The organism is Nocardia sp. NPDC052254 (genome assembly GCF_040679495.1).
Classification (GTDB): Bacteria; Actinomycetota; Actinomycetes; order Mycobacteriales; family Mycobacteriaceae; genus Nocardia.
Genome location: NZ_JBFAUW010000009.1, coordinates 121,915 through 136,892, shown reverse-complemented (window position 1 = coordinate 136,892; position 14,978 = coordinate 121,915). Strand labels below are relative to the sequence as shown.

Genomic DNA, 14,978 nt, shown 5'->3' with positions numbered 1-14,978 from the left:
GCACGTCGCGAGAACCGCACGGCCGCAGATCCCGGAATTCCAACGTAACGCAATTGAACAAATGCAACAAGACTGGATTCTTTGATTCTCTGATTTGATCTCCCATTCCGGACTACCATGTGACATTCGTCGACACGCTCGAAGGGGAGCACGATGGTTCCAGAGATTCCGCTCCGGCACCCGGCATCACCACGACCGGTTCCCGGTCTGCGGCCGGTCGCACTACTTCTGGGCCTGCGCAAACCCTCGCGCGATCAGTGGCGCGAGCTGGGGCAGTTACTCGAGGTCGGCGACGAGCCGATGGACCGCCTGGTCGACTGGATGGTCTCCGAGGGCACCGACCGCACCCGGCCGTTGTTCGAGCACGCGCTGCGCGGCGGAATCGCGCGGGTCCCCGACGCCCCGAAACCCTTGCGGGAGTTCTTCGAATCCGTCGAGACCCCACCGGCCTGGCTGGACCGGGCGAAGGTGCATCGCGGTGAGAAGGTGTTCCGTGCCGGCGGCGCCGACGGCCTCTACATCGCGCGCGACGTATCGTTTCTCGGCGGCTACCTCGCCTCCGGCTTCAACAAGACCCTGGTCCGCACCGGCGCGTTGGAGAAGGGCCCGTCCCGGCGATTCGCCGAGACATTGCAGTGGGCACTGGACGTGACCTCCGACGACGGCATGGCCGAACTCGGACAGGGGTACCGATCGACCATCCGGGTCCGGCTGATCCACGCCTTCGTGCGCCGGCACGTGGCCGCGATGCCGGATTGGCAGCGCGCGGAGTGGGGGCTGCCGATCAACCAGACCGATATGGCCGCGACCCTGGTCGGGGCGCTGATCGCACCGTTCGTCGGCGCCGCCGCGCTGGGTATCGTGCCGTCACTGCGCGAACTCGACGCCGCCGCCCACCTCACCCGCTATGTGGGCTGGCTGATCGGGGTGCAGGATCGCCTGCTGCCCAAGAGCTTCCGCGATGCGGTCCGAATCCTCTACCACTGCCTCACCGCGATCACCAATCCCGACGAGACCACACCGCAGCTGGCGGTGCCGATGGCCGACGACCCGCTGCGCTGGCACTATCCGGACCACCCGGTGCTGCGCGGGCGGATCGCCCGCGCCCAGCACCTGTCGGTCGCGGGCACCTTCCTCGGCCCCTCGGCGATGCGCGATCTCGGCCTGCCCCGGCTGGTACTGCCGTGGTATCCACTGCTGCGCGTTCCGATCAATCTGCTGCACTGTCTGCTCGCCCGGATCCTGCCCGGCGGAATGGACCGCGCCGCACGTCGCGGGCGACGGGAGCAGGAGGCATTCCTGCGCGTCCTGATCGGATCCGACTCCGCCGAGATCGGGGCCGCCGCGCGCATCGGGTGAGGTTCACACCCGGGATTCTGTGATCGGGCCACATCGCGAGCGGTGCGGCCGTGGGGTGAGCACAGATCGGGTCGTGAGAGTGGGTGCGGCACATCGCGGAAAGCTGCGCGCCACAGCCGGATTCGGCCGGCGATATCGGCTCCGGCCCGCGCCGTGCGGCGGCGGTCGTCGACGAACTCGTCTTCGCCGAGACCGCGATCTTGCTGCGCGGTGACCGTACTAGGACGCCTGTGGTTCGCCCACCTCGGGCGGGCTCAGCAGCCGTTTGAGGATCTTGCCGGTCTCCCCGCGGGGCAGCGCGCTCACGAACGACACATCACGCGGCACCGCCACCCGGCCGTGCCGGCCTCGGATGTAGTCGCGCACCATCTGCGCGTCCAGGCCCAAGCCGTCGCGTTTGACGACATAGGCCGCCGTGCGCTGACCGAATTCCGGGTCGGGCACCCCGACGACCGCGGCCTCCCGCACCTGCGGCAGAAATTCCAGTGCCTGCTCCAGCGGCCCCGGAAAGACTTTCTCCCCACCGGAAATGATCATTTCGTCCCCACGCCCGTCGATGAACAACCGGCCGGCATGATCGATGAATCCGACGTCGCCGGTGTCGAGCAGGCCGTCGGCGGTCTCGTCCGGGGGCGGTGCGTCGACGTAGCCGTCGAACAACATGGGGTTTCCGACGAAGATGCGCCCGGTGGTTCCCACCGGTACGGGGCGCAGATCCGCGCCCACCACCGCGACGGTGGTACCGACGGGAGGACGACCGACGGTGGCCGGGGCCGCTCGCAGCTCGGTGGGTGTGGCGATGGTCGCCCAGGAGACCTCGGTCGAACCGTAGATGTTGTAGAGGATGTCGCCGAAGGCGTCCATGAACCGCAGGGCCGCCGGACCCGACAGCGGCGCGCTACCACAGGCGACCACCCGCAGCGAGGAGATGTCGTAGCGTGCCCGAACTCGTTCGGGCAGTTCGAGGATGCGGTGCAGCAGGGTCGGCACGGTGGTCAGTGCGGTGACCCGATGGTCGGCGACGGCCCGCAGGCAGTCCTCGGCATCCATTCGGCGCCGCAACACCACACTGGCCCGTAATGCCGTGCTGAGCTGCAGCATTCCCAGTCCCCAGGTGTGGAACAGCGGGGAGGCGATCAGCATCGTCTCGTTCATCCGCAACGGAATCCGCGACAGCACCGCGGCGACCGGATCCAGATCGTCGCCGCGCGGGCGGCGCGCGCCCTTGGGTGCGCCGCTGGTCCCGGAGGTCAGCACCACCAAGCGGCCGGGGCGGGTCCGGCGCAGCCGGGCACCGGGCGCCAGCGCGGCCAGCTGCCCGAGCGTGGTCCGGTCCGGCGCCGGCACCTCGGTGTCGATCCCGAATCGGGTGATCCCGCCGTGCAGATAGTGGATCAGCGGTTCGAGTTCACCGTCGACGAACAGCGCCGACAGTCGCTGCCGTTGTGCGACGTCCTCGAGCTGGCGGGCCGACAGACTCGCGTTCAGCAACACCAGGTCCAGGCCCGCCTTCCCGGCCGCGATCATCGTCTCGACCGTCGCGATGTGATTGCGGGCCAGCAACCCGGCGCTGTGCCGGCCGTCCAGGCCGAGCGCCAGCAGGCCGCGGGCGATATCGTCGGTGCGCCGGTGCAGGTCACCGAAATCGACTCCGTCCCGGTCGTCGAACAGTGCGGCGCGGCGCGGTGCACAGGCCGCCGCGGCGGCATAGCCACCGGCCAGGCTGATTCCCCACTTCGCAAGGCTGGCAAGCTGTTTGATGCCCTGATCCGGCCGGTGCGGGCGCACCACGCCGGTCACCACGAGATGGCGGCCGACACTCGCCTTGCGCCGCACCGTGGCCCCGGCCCCTCGGTCGAGCACCGCGGTCGGGGCGGCGAGGTGGCGTTGGGCCAGCCGGTCCAGGCCGGTACGCAGCCAGGAGGTCACCGCCGCGGCCGAAGCCGCCGCCACCACGGGGTGCACCCGTCCGGGCGCGAAGAATGTCGCCGCGATCCGGGTGCCCTGCGCATGGCGGCGCAACCGGATCAGCACCAGACTGCCCACTGTGGGGCTGTACAGTTCCAGCGTGTCGCGACGGCGCCCGCGAATCATCCGGACCGGCACGGTCGCGATTCCGGTGTGCTCGGTGCCGACCCGGTACAGCGACACCGACCTGTCGTCGGCGGTCTGCTGCCGGTCACAGCCGCCGATCCCGTCGAAAAGCCGTGCGTAGGTGTCCGGTTCGATCAACGCGTCCCACACCGATTCGAACGGTATCGGCAGATCCTGGACGGACTCGACAAGTTCACCAACCATGTCCGTGCTCCCATCGCCCGGCTGCGCTGCCGGGGCGAAACAGCACGTTACGGCGCGGATCCGGGTGTCGCCCCGGACTCGGTGGCGAACTGGAGAATCGACCATTCCCGCGCCGCCGGCGGTAGTGCCCGCTCACGGCATCGGGGCCGTGAGCGGGGCGGCTTCTCGAGAGAATTCACTGTCCGACAACGTTTTTCATCGGCACCGCATCCGGCATGACGACCGGCCGGCCCGGGACGGTCCGGGCGCAGCCGAAGGACCGAATGATCAATGCGGCCTGCAGATACCAGATCCCGGGCGGGCGCGAGGGGTCGTACCCGGTCAACTCCTGGATCCGGCGCAGCCGGTAGTCGATCGTGTTGCGGTGCACCTTCATCACCGAGGCCGTGTGCTGGCGGCTCAGATTCGCGGCGATGTGGATGACCAGTGTCTTCAGCAGCCGAGGGTGATCCTCGAGCGGCTCCAGCACCGTCTTGAGCCGGTCCAGGCCGGGCCCCGGCCGGGTGAGCTGGTATTCCAGCGCCAGGTCGTCGAACAGGTGCAGGCCCGGCCCGTACCCCATCCGCTGGATCACATCGAGCAGCTCGTGGGCCCGATCGGTGGCGTTCGTGATATCGGCGCCGACGGCATTGATCAGGGTCGCGGTGACGGGCACGTCCGCGGCGCCCGACAGCGCCGCCACCAGATCGCCGTAGGGCGGTTCGGGCTGTGCACCGGTCTCGACGATGATCGTGCCGCCGTGCTCGGTCAGCGTCGCCACCACCCGGCCGTCGCAGCGCTCGTCGAGTTCCTGCCGCAGGCGCGCCACCTTCAGCCGGGCGGCATCCTCGGCGGTCTCCGCCAGCAACTCGTCCCGATGCGGCGGAAGTGACACGGCCAGAACGGTGTAGGACTCCACCCGCGGTTCCTCGTCGGCGGCGCGACTGGCCGCGAGCAGCTCCGCCAGCGACCGGACCGGAGTCGCGCGGGCGGATTCGTCACTGCGCGCCTGCGCCACGGCCGCGGTGGCCGCGGTGACGAGGTCCTGGCGCAGGCCATCCAGATTCCACCCGTCCCGGGCGCGCCGGACGCCCTCGGCCAGCGGATCGTTCTCGATACCGCGCACCGCGCGCTCCACGGCCCGGGTCACCGCCTGGCCGACGGATTCCACCGTCAGCCCCGCACCGGCCGATCGGGCGGTCAGCACCAGCAGTTGCCGGCACTGCGCGGGCAGAATCCTGCCGTCGAGGACCCGGCCGATGAGCATCCCCGCCGTGATCTCGAAACCCGTTCGCTTGATTGCCGATTCGGCTGTGCGTCCCGGTGGCGCGAGGTCGTCGTCCGCGGCACCACCGCGGCGGTAGGAATCGATCGGCACCGGGACCGGTCGTGCTGTCGTGACGGCGGCCGAAGGCCCCGCCGACACGGCAGGTCCATAGCGATTGTCCTCGGCAGTGGTGGCACGCATCGTTCGAACTCCATTCCGCTCGTATCGGATTCGACTCCGGATCGGCCGGGCGCTGCGCCCGATTCGCTCCGCACCCTGTGCGAGCGGTGGTGCGCACCCTCTGACGGGGAGATTCGTCGACGACGATCGATATCCGCATGAGCTTCCCCTGGCCGAACCGGCATCCGATCACCGGATCGGGGGCCAACACTACCGCCCATGCAACAATGAATCAATATTCGATTCACCGTTGACACAAAAGTGCCAACTCGTTACATTCGATCATAATAGGGTGACCTCTTCGTCGTCACCGAGATCGGCGACTCCGCACTCGACCCCGCCTTCGATCGGATATTCCCGGTCCCGCCCGGTACCGACATTCAGCAGGTCGGGCTCACTATTACGCCGATAAAACCGGAGTGCCAGCAATTGTACGAATTGTATCGGAATATGTATCTTGTTCGGACGTCGCCGCGTGATCGGATGGAAGAGACGATCCTCGATGCGGCCCTGGAGCGAATTCTCCAGGTCGGCATCCGCCGCGCGAGCCTCGACGACATCGCCCGCCGGGCCGGCGTCAACCGGGTCACCATCTATCGCCGCTTCCGGGTCAAGGAAAGTCTCGTCGACGCGGTATTGCAGCGCGAAATCGGCCGGGTCCTGACCGAAGTCGGCCAGATCACCGCCTCCACTCCGGGGCTGAGCGCGCAGATCGAAGAGGCCGCCCTGTTCATCATCCGGCAGACCCGCACCCATCCGCTCGTCACCCAGCTGCTGACCGTCGTCCCCGAGGAGGCGGTCGAGTTCTATACCGTACGCGGCAAAGACCTGGTCGGACTGGGGATCTGGTACATCGACGGAATTCTGCGCAGATCGCAGCAGCACGGCTTGATCGATGCATACGACCCGCAACCGGTCGCGGAATTCCTGGCCCGGTTCGCGCATTCACTGCTGCTCACACCGCTGGGCGGGGTGAATTTCGAGGACGACCGGCTGGCGCGCGAATTCGTACGTTCGGCCATCGTGCCGATCGTCGAACACGGTCTCACCGTCCGGCCGGAACCGAACTGACCCCCTGCGGTCGGGTTCCGAAATACACAGCACCACAACCGAATTACGGAATCGACTGTCCGATGTCCAGACAAGGCGCCGGTTCCGGTCGGTTCGGCCCGCCCGGATCGAAGATGAACGCATCCGATGTCGAGCCGCCACCGGAGGAAGGAAGCACCGATGCGTTCCACCACCGTGGATCGGATCGATGGCGCCCACGCCCTGGCCGGGTCGTGCCATCGAATCCCCGATCGCTACACCGTCACCGCCCAGCGCATCCGGGCCTATGCGAGCGCGGTACACAACCGTCACCCGGCCCACTTCGACGAGAACGCCGCCACCGAACTGGGATTCGCGGGTCTGGTGGCCCCGCCGACCTTCGCCACGCTGCCCTGGCTGGACGGCGCGCGGCAGGTGCTCGGCGCCCTCTACGGTCCGAGACCACCACGAATCCTGCACGCCGGACAGCTCATTCGCATCGGACGACCACTGGTGGCCGGCGATGTGGTGACCACCGACATCCACATCGACTCGGTCGAGCGCTTCCCGGACTACTGCGCCCTCGCGGTCACCACGGTGCTGCGGGATCCGAATGGTGCGGCCGTGCAGACCGGTACGGCGACCCTGCTGACCGACGGTCCCGCCGCGCGGACACCAGGACCGGCCGTCGAATACCTTCGCTGTCACCGCCGCCCGTCTCCCGGGCCGCGCGGCACCGTGACCGAACCGATCACGCCCGTGCGTGCCCCCGGCCCGCTCGACGGCACGCCACCGATACCGGCCGGAACCGAGATGCCGCGCCGGACCGTACCGATCCACCGTGGCGAGTTGCTGCGCTACGCCGCACTCACCGGTGCGGCGGACCACGCGGGAGGCCGGCAGCGGGCCACGACATGCCTCGGCATGGCCCCGGGGATGCTGCGACTGGCATTGACCGCCGGATTCGTCACCTCGTGGCTCGGCGATCCGGCCCGGGTGCGTGTGCTGCGCGCCGAATTCAGCCATCACTGCGCGGGCCCGGCGGCCACCACGGAAATCGTGGAGTTCCGCGGGCACGTCCGCGATGTCGCTCCCGAACACCACACTCTCACAGTCGATCTCGACGCCCGCTGCCGCGGGCGCCGGTTGTTCGCCCACGCGGCGGCGACGGTCGAGCTCGACGGTCTCGGTGCGCGCATGCCACCACCCTCGTGAGCGGCCCGCAGATCCAGGAGGTTCCCCATCCGTGGCTCGCCATCGAAAACGATCCCCGCGCGCGGTGCGCCGGACCTCGGTCATCGCGGTGACCGGGTTGATTCCGACCTGGCTGTCGATGACCGACACGGGGTCCGACGCCATCGTGACAGCCGTGCTGTCCGCACCGGCGCGGCCGGCCGGACCGATCTCCGACTCCCCGGCGGCGGCCCCGGGCATCGCCTGGGAGACACTGCGCGAGGCCCGCGAATTCACCCCGCCCCCACCCGATCCGCCGAAGACGGTCGTGGTGGCCGCGCCGGTGGCCGACATCCCGGGTATCGCCGTGGCGGCCTACCGGGATGCCGAGGACGCCCTCGCCGCCGACCGCCCCGGATGTCATCTGCCGTGGACTCTGCTGGCCGGGATCGGACGGATCGAATCCGATCACGCCTTCGGCACCGCGGATGCGGACGGCACCGCGCGGACGCCGATATACGGGCCCGTTCTCGACGGTGGGCTGCCCGGCAACGAGATCGTCGCCGACTCCGACGACGGCGCGATCGACGGTGTCCCGGATTCCGATCGGGCGGTCGGGCCGATGCAGTTTCTGCCCGAGACCTGGACCCGATACGGCGCCGACGGGAATGGCGACGGGATCGCGGATCCGCAGAATCTGTTCGACGCCGCGCTGACCGCCGGCCGCTATCTGTGCGCGGCCGGCGGCGATCTCGGCGATCCGGAACGACAAACCGGCGCCGTGCTGCGATACAACAATTCGGCGGCCTATGTCGCCGATGTGATGTCCTGGGAGCGGCGGTATCGGAATACCGATACACCGGAGACATCCGATCAGCAGAGTTGATTTTCCGGCAGCGTCGCCCACAACGATGCCGACGCGGCTGATCGAACCGTTGTGGATTATCACCAGAGGCCTTGTCCTCACACATTGCGCCGATAGTCTGGAAGTGCAATGAAGATCAGCCGCGTTGAAAGTCGACGGGATTTATGAACAATATGCGAAAGATGTGTGCCGCCGCCGCGATTCTGGGCGGAGTCGCATTCGCGGCCGCCCCGGCAACCGCGGACGTGGTGACAACGGATCCGGCGCCGGCGACCTCCGACAACAGCGGAACGACAACGCCCAGCGGTACGGACTCGACCACCGGTGGAACCGAAACCACACCGGGTGGGGACACCCAGGCCACGCCGGCCACACCGACTGCACCGGGCGGCACCGAGACCACGCCGGGAACGGAATCGACACCCTCCGACTCCGGCTCGTCCTCGATGATGGGCGGGGTCATGGACCCGTTGTGCCAGATGACGGGCTCGGCAATGGGCTCGGTGGGGTCGTCGTCGATACCGCTGCCGCTGTGCCCGTCCGAATGACACCCGACCGGCGATCGGCCCCCTGACACCGATCGCGGAACACGGCTCCCGATCCGGGCACGGATCCGCGGGACCGTGTGGGCGGCCCGGCGCAGCACCCTCATCCTCGCCGGGCCGCTCCCCCATTCTCCGATATGGCGAACCGAGATTCTCGGTTCGCCATTTTTGTGTGCCGGCGATCCGGGAGCGCGAACGAATTGTGGCGGCGCACCGACCCGCTCCGGATCGGATGGTCATATTTCCAGTCACTCCCGAAGCCGATTCTCGAGAATTCCACAGCGATATATCATAATTACCGTGACGCCGTAATGCGCGGCCGGTGTCACGAACTCGCTCGGCGGTTCCTTCCAACCGAACAGCAGGCCCTCGGTCGGGGCCGCCGGGCGAGTTTTTCATTTCCTGCGCGGATCTCACAGTTTGTGACGATGACCGCCGATTCCACGAATACATCTGGGCACTGGATGAATTCACCGGAACTCGCTAACAGGTGCAATCCCCCGGAGCGATTCACCCAGTGTCGGAAATACCGGCACATCGATCGGACCGATCGATATTCCAGCGAGAGGAATTCTCTATGATCTCCATTCTCTTCGACATCGTGCGGGTGGCGCTCGCGACCGGCAGCGCCGCGGCGACGGGCAGCGCGAACACCGGCAGCACGGCGCTGTGGGGCTGATCGCACCGTCCCGGTGAACCTGCCGGGTCGTCCTCGTGGCGGCCCGGCAGGTGCTCCCCGGGAATAGGGGTTCCCGTCCACATCGAAATGGAATTTGCAGGCCGGGGCGGGTGTCGGTCCACAGGTGCCACCCCGGCCTGCGCGAGAGTGCGGACGTGCCCGACGGGTCGGGGCGTCGGCGCGTGCGGCTTCGGCGCGGCGCTCACTCACGCGCTCGGGAAGCCGGCATCCGTCCGACAATCTCGTACGGGAACGGGCACGCCCGGAGACCAAATTCGGCTGTGCCCTACCCGATTTCGACCATACGGACAACGAGGGCCGGAGGTGGTCCCGGCGCGACGATGCCGGGCAGTGCACAAACGGCGACCACCGGATCGTTGTACTTCGTCCCTATGGCGCGCCGGGACGCAGGCCGGGGGTCGCAGAATCCGGATCACGGTCCCGACGCGCCGCCCACCTCCGCGGACCCGGACCGGCTACCGTCGTGCCCGGTGCTCCGGAAGGTCCGGTGCGCCCACCCCCGGCCGGAAGGTGTGTCCCGTGACGGTTTTCGCGTTGATCTGCGTGGGTGTCGCCGCACTGATCCATCTCTACATCTGGGTCATGGAGTCGCTGACGTGGACGAGCGCTCGTACCCGGGCGACCTTCGGCATCACTGCCGAAGAAGCGGCCGCGACTCGGGAGATGGCCTTCAATCAGGGGTTCTACAACCTGTTCCTGGCGATCGTCGCTGCCGTGGGGATCGGATTCGTGGCGGCCGGAAACCGGTCGGTGGGGGTGGCGCTGATCGCGGCGGGCGCGGGCTCGATGGTGCTGGCGGGTGTGGTGCTGCTCGTATCCTCACCCGACAAGGCGCGACCGGCGGCGGTCCAGCTCGTCCCACCGCTGATCGGTTGTCTCGCACTGGCGCTGAGCGCGGCCTTCTGATCGGCGGGATGCGAGTCGCTCCCGGATCAGTCGAGCCAGTTGTCGTCGACCGGCCAGCCGGCCGCCATCAGATGATCACGCACCCGCGCCAGATCCGATTCCAACGGCATCCCGTCGGTGAGCCGGGTGATGACGACTCCCGCGTCGGCCTTGTCCGCGGGCAGTGTGCCCTGCACTCGCAATTCCTCGGCCACCTGCTGGATCTCGGCGTGGGACAACCGCCGAGCCAGTAACGCCAGCAACGGCACATAGTCGGTGTCGGGCACCCCTTGCGGGTAGCCGGTGCGCAGCCAGTCGACGATCTTGGCCAATAAGCCGGACAGCGCCATCCCTCACGCGTCCGCGGGATCCGCGAGCGGCCAGCCACCCGCGACCAGACGGGCCGCCACCCGTTTCACGTCGTCGTCCGCGGGCCTCTCGAGCGCGAGCGTGGCGATGGCCGACTCGATCTCGGCGCGAGTGACCGCGCCCGCGCCGTTGCCCTCGACCAGTTGTTCGGCGATCTCGCCGACCTCGTGCTCGGTCAGCTTCCGGTGCAGGACGGCGAACAGCGCGACGTAGTCCGCACCGGGAACCCCGTGCGGATACCCGGCACGCAGCCAGTGCAGTACCGACTCGACGACGGACGTATTCGAAGTCATGGCCTCTACTTCTTCGGGGGTTCGGCGCCGAACAACTGGATGTCGAAGCTGTGGCTGATGAAATCCTTCGCCACATAGACGATGCCGAGGAATACGGCGATCGCGACGAGCGCGAAACACACGTACGCGGCGATCTGCAGTGCCGATCCGCGCCGCGCGGCGGCACCCTCTGCGCCCGCGGGCTCGGCCGACCACAGGCGGATCCCGGCGGCGAAGATCACCGGCAGTCCGGCACCCAGGACGAGTGCGATCAGCGTGACCTCGCCCAGAGACTTGGCGATGGCAGTGACGGTGTGCACCCGGACCTCCTAGACGGACGCGCCGACGGCCGGGGCCGGGCGCTCGGGCGCCGGGGTGAGCCCGCCGTCCCACTCGTCGTTGACATTGGACGTATCGATCGGATTGCGCCGCGAACGCAGATACATGTAGGCCGACAACGCGATCAGCAACGCGAAGTCGACGAGCACGCCGCCCAGACCGCCGATCAGATCAGCGATCCACCAGCAGGCCGCGCCCACCAGGCCGGCCAGCGGCAGGGTGAACAGCCACGCCACCGACATCCGGCCGAGCACGCCCCAGCGCACCTCGGCGCCCGGCTTGCCCAGACCGGTACCGAGAATCGATCCGGTGGCGGTCTGCGTGGTCGACAGCGGCAGGCCGAACTGCGCGGAGGTCAGAATGATGACCGCCGAGGAGGATTCGGCCGCGAACCCCTGCGGCGGATCGATCTCCACCAGCCCCTTGCCGAGGGTGCGGATGATGCGCCAGCCACCCAGATAGGTGCCCGCGGCGATCGCCAGCGCGCAGCACAGCTTGACCCACAGCGGAATGTCGTCGTTGTTGGTGAAAGTGCCGTGCGCGACCAGGGCCATGAAGATCACACCCATGGTCTTCTGCGCGTCGTTGGTGCCGTGCGCGAGCGAGACCAGTCCGGCCGAACCGATCTGGCCCCACCGGAATCCGGATTTCACCTTGGTCTGCTCGGACCGGTGGGTGAGCCGGTGGATCGCGTAGGTGCCCAGCGCCGCGACCAGTGCGGCCACGAACGGCGCGAGCAGCGCCGGCACGATGATCTTGCTGATCAGGCCGGTCTTCTCGTTCCCGGTCCAGATCACACCGCCGGTGCCCAGGGCGGCCACCGCGGCACCGATGAGACCGCCGAACAGCGCATGCGACGAACTCGACGGGATACCGAACAGCCAGGTGAACAGGTTCCAGAGAATACCGCCGGCCAAACCGGCGAAGACGATGTGCAGCAACTCCATATGGTGGACGTCGCTGATCTTCAGCAAGCCACCCGATACCGTTTTGGCTACTTCGACCGACAGAAACGCGCCCACCAGATTCAGCACCGCCGACATCGCGACCGCCACCCGGGGGCTCAGCGCCCCGGTGGCGATCGACGTGGCCATCGCATTGGCCGTGTCGTGGAAGCCGTTGGTGAAGTCGAACGCCAATGCCGTGACTATCACGATCAATAGGACGATCAGTTCCGCACTCACGCACTCAGTCTGCGACTGTCGCCGCCACCGTGCCCACGCTGCGATGAGCTGTTCACACAGTGTTCAGCGAGGTGCCCGAATCGACCCCGCCCAGCACGGCCCGGTGCGCCGCGCAGGCCCCTGACCACCTACTATTCAGCTACGTAGATCGTATGCACACTACACAGCCCGCTGCCGACTCCCGAGCAGGGGTGGCTAACCTACCGGACGACTCGGGTACATCCGCGGTTCATCGCCGACGGTGCCCGAGCCCGCATCAGGTATCGAGAAAGAAGACGCATGCGCTCCCTCACCCGGGCGGTCACCCTCGCCGCCCTCGCTGCCTCCGCCACCGTGCTCGTGGCGCAGCCGGCACTCGCCGATACTGGACAGCCCGTGACCGGCCCGGTCACGGGCCTACCGGAACATTCTGCGGCGGAGCCGAATCCGGCCGATTCCACCCCGCCGCAGGACTCGGCACCGGTCGATCCGACCACCGAATACCTCAATGCCTTCGACGCCATCGCCGGAGCATGGGCCGACACCTCCACACCGGGCCAGGTGGTGGGCACCGCGGCCGGGCTCGTCGTGGGGTGCCCCCTCGGTGCGGTCACCGGCGGGACGTTGACGATCGTGACACCGCCGCTGACTCCGCTCGGCATCGTCGGCGGCTGCCTTTTGGGCGCGAGCACGGCCGGCTTCCTCGGCGGCCTGGCCGGCGGAATCGTCACCGGCGCGCCCACACTGGCGAACACGGTGGGCGACCAGTATCAATCGCTGCACTCCAAGGGGCTCATCGCACAGCAGCTCCCGGCCGGGCAGACCGGCAACTGATCCGATTCCCGATTCGATTCCCTGGAGTGACGCAATCATGAAGAACACGACCCGCGGCGTCGCGGTCACCGCACTCGTCGCCACCGCCCTCGTCGCGGCGGCCGGAGCCGCCCACGCCGAGGACACCGCCTCGACCCCGCAGTGGTCGGGTGCCGACCTCGCGCCCGGCATCCGGTATACCGACGACACGGCCACCGGAACCGCGGCACTGCAGACGCCGATCGGCGCGGTGGCGATCCGGCCCGGACAGTTCGATATCCGCGACGCGACCGGTGCCACCCTTCTGGGCACCCCGATCGAGGTGCCCGGGGCCGCGCCCGCCCGTTCCGGCCAGGACACCGGCCGCGCACCCGAAACCGTTGCGGTTCAGGTGGATTCCACTCCTGCCGCACCACCGGCCGGCGGCGACCAGTTGTCGGACCTCGATCAGGCGGTGAAGGCGGCGAGCCCGCACATGGGCATGGCGATGGGGGTCGGCAGCATGGCCGGATCGGTGCTGGGCGCGCTGATCGGCTGCCCGCTCGGCATGGCCACCGGCGGCACGCTGCTGTCGCTGGCCTCCGTGGGCACGATGACCGTCCCGGCCATGGCCGCGGCCTGCCTGATCGGTACGGTCGCCGTGGGTGGTGCGGGCGCCGGACTCGGCGGTGTCGCGGTCGCGATTCCGGTCGGAATCGCCGCGGGCACACAGAAATACAATCAGTTACAGGCCGAGCACGCCCGCGACCGGTCGGCGCCCGCCGCCGGCTGATCTCCCGGGTCCGGCCGGTGACCACCGGCCGGACCACGCGATCGCGCCCCGGGATCAACCGAGATGGCGCGCGTACCAATCGGATACGCGATGCCAGGCCTCCGCGGCCGCCGTCGGCTGATAACTCGCCCCCGTGTCGTTGAAGAACGCGTGATTGGCATCCGCGGCGACGAATGTCTCGTGCGGGACGCCGGCCCGCTCCAGCGCGGCCTCGGCGGCCGGCCGGGTGGCGTCGCCCCGGCGATCGAGCGCACCGTAGATCGCCAGCACCGCGGTCTCGGTGGTGATGTCGCCGCCGTCGGGGAACGGGCCGTAGAACGGTGTCGCCGCGGCGAGTTCACGGGTGCCGTGCGTCAGCAGCAGCCAGGTGAGACCACCGCCGAAGCAGAATCCGGTGGCACCCAGCTTCTTTCCCGGAACCCGCCCGGCCAGCTCGGTCACCCCGGCCTGCAGGTCCTCGATGAACCGCTGCTGCGGGGCCTTGGCCAGCGCGGCCGTCGCGGCCGCCGGATCGGTGAAGGTCGCCGTGCCGCCCTCTTCGGACAGCAGGTCCACCGCCAGCGCGGAGTATCCGATTCCGGCGAAACGGCCGGTGACCGAACGAATGTGGTCGGTCAGGCCCTTGTTCTCGTGGATCACCAGCACCCCGCCGCGCGGCTGTGCCGCCGGGGCCCACGCCGCCTGCAGAGTTCGCCCGCCGGGCCCGCCGAAGGTGACCGCGGCGGGTGTCACGGCTGCCTCGGTACCGGGCGGTGGTCCCGCATTCCCGGCCGGGGTTGCGGTGGCGGCGCCCGAATTCTTCGCCGTACCACCGGTGTTGCCGGCGCATGCGGCGAGCAGCGCTACCGCGGCCGGGGCGCCCAGGCCGAGCAGCCCCAGCCGGCGCAGCGCCTCGCGGCGGCTCAGCAGACCTTCTGCGTGGTCGGTGCCGATCTCCTCCGCGATATAGCGCTGCAGCGGCGTCATGCCG

The 14,978-nt window shown here is 68.6% G+C and carries 15 protein-coding genes; 8 read left to right on the top strand and 7 right to left on the bottom strand.

What is annotated here, in order from left to right; all coding sequences use genetic code 11:
* Positions 1-153: 153 nt before the first annotated feature.
* On the top strand, positions 154-1,359 hold the full coding sequence (locus AB0L57_RS22535) for an oxygenase MpaB family protein (protein WP_364965399.1): 1,206 nt from the start codon (positions 154-156) through the stop codon (positions 1,357-1,359).
* 219 nt (positions 1,360-1,578) lie between these two features.
* Here AB0L57_RS22535 and AB0L57_RS22530 read toward each other — a convergent pair whose 3' ends face one another.
* Positions 1,579-3,657, bottom strand: coding sequence for an AMP-binding protein (locus AB0L57_RS22530; protein ID WP_364965396.1), 2,079 nt, complete (start codon positions 3,655-3,657; stop codon positions 1,579-1,581).
* 175 nt (positions 3,658-3,832) lie between these two features.
* Positions 3,833-5,104 carry a helix-turn-helix domain-containing protein gene (locus AB0L57_RS22525; protein WP_364965394.1) on the bottom strand — a complete coding sequence of 424 codons (1,272 nt, stop codon included), beginning with the start codon at positions 5,102-5,104 and terminating at the stop codon, positions 3,833-3,835.
* Between the two features lie 462 nt (positions 5,105-5,566).
* On the opposite strand from AB0L57_RS22525, the gene AB0L57_RS22520 reads away from it, so the two are divergent.
* From AB0L57_RS22520 to AB0L57_RS22500, 5 genes are all read left to right on the top strand, one after another.
* On the top strand, positions 5,567-6,154 hold the full coding sequence (locus tag AB0L57_RS22520; protein WP_364965392.1) for a helix-turn-helix domain-containing protein: 588 nt from the start codon (positions 5,567-5,569) through the stop codon (positions 6,152-6,154).
* Positions 6,155-6,313: 159 nt separating this feature from the next.
* Complete coding sequence (locus AB0L57_RS22515; protein WP_364965389.1) at positions 6,314-7,327, top strand: MaoC family dehydratase N-terminal domain-containing protein; 1,014 nt, start codon at positions 6,314-6,316, stop codon at positions 7,325-7,327.
* Positions 7,328-7,358: 31 nt separating this feature from the next.
* Positions 7,359-8,171 carry a lytic murein transglycosylase gene (locus tag AB0L57_RS22510; protein WP_364965388.1) on the top strand — a complete coding sequence of 271 codons (813 nt, stop codon included), beginning with the start codon at positions 7,359-7,361 and terminating at the stop codon, positions 8,169-8,171.
* A gap of 161 nt (positions 8,172-8,332) precedes the next feature.
* Complete coding sequence (locus AB0L57_RS22505) at positions 8,333-8,698, top strand: hypothetical protein (protein WP_364965387.1); 366 nt, start codon at positions 8,333-8,335, stop codon at positions 8,696-8,698.
* Between the two features lie 1,216 nt (positions 8,699-9,914).
* On the top strand, positions 9,915-10,301 hold the full coding sequence (locus AB0L57_RS22500) for a DUF1304 domain-containing protein (RefSeq protein WP_364965384.1): 387 nt from the start codon (positions 9,915-9,917) through the stop codon (positions 10,299-10,301).
* A 26-nt stretch (positions 10,302-10,327) separates the two neighbouring features.
* Here the strand turns inward: AB0L57_RS22500 and AB0L57_RS22495 are convergent, their stop codons facing one another.
* The 4 genes from AB0L57_RS22495 to AB0L57_RS22480 are packed head-to-tail and all read right to left on the bottom strand — an operon-like array spanning position 10,328 to position 12,444.
* Entirely contained in the window at positions 10,328-10,630 is a 303-nt protein-coding gene (locus tag AB0L57_RS22495; protein WP_364965381.1) for a DUF3349 domain-containing protein, read from the bottom strand.
* A 3-nt stretch (positions 10,631-10,633) separates the two neighbouring features.
* The gene (locus AB0L57_RS22490; protein WP_364965378.1) at positions 10,634-10,942 is read right to left on the bottom strand and encodes a DUF3349 domain-containing protein; all 309 of its coding nucleotides are present in this window, start codon (positions 10,940-10,942) and stop codon (positions 10,634-10,636) included.
* Positions 10,943-10,947: 5 nt separating this feature from the next.
* Positions 10,948-11,241, bottom strand: a complete 294-nt coding sequence (locus AB0L57_RS22485) for a hypothetical protein (RefSeq protein WP_364965376.1) — start codon at positions 11,239-11,241, stop codon at positions 10,948-10,950.
* A gap of 9 nt (positions 11,242-11,250) precedes the next feature.
* Positions 11,251-12,444 (bottom strand): inorganic phosphate transporter, encoded by a 1,194-nt coding sequence (locus AB0L57_RS22480; protein ID WP_364965375.1) that lies wholly within the window; start codon positions 12,442-12,444, stop codon positions 11,251-11,253.
* 279 nt (positions 12,445-12,723) lie between these two features.
* On the opposite strand from AB0L57_RS22480, the gene AB0L57_RS22475 reads away from it, so the two are divergent.
* Positions 12,724-13,257 carry a hypothetical protein gene (locus tag AB0L57_RS22475; protein ID WP_364965372.1) on the top strand — a complete coding sequence of 178 codons (534 nt, stop codon included), beginning with the start codon at positions 12,724-12,726 and terminating at the stop codon, positions 13,255-13,257.
* 37 nt (positions 13,258-13,294) lie between these two features.
* Positions 13,295-14,008, top strand: a complete 714-nt coding sequence (locus tag AB0L57_RS22470; RefSeq protein ID WP_364965370.1) for a hypothetical protein — start codon at positions 13,295-13,297, stop codon at positions 14,006-14,008.
* 54 nt (positions 14,009-14,062) lie between these two features.
* Here AB0L57_RS22470 and AB0L57_RS22465 read toward each other — a convergent pair whose 3' ends face one another.
* The gene (locus AB0L57_RS22465) at positions 14,063-14,974 is read right to left on the bottom strand and encodes a dienelactone hydrolase family protein (RefSeq protein WP_364965368.1); all 912 of its coding nucleotides are present in this window, start codon (positions 14,972-14,974) and stop codon (positions 14,063-14,065) included.
* Positions 14,975-14,978: the final 4 nt, after the last annotated feature.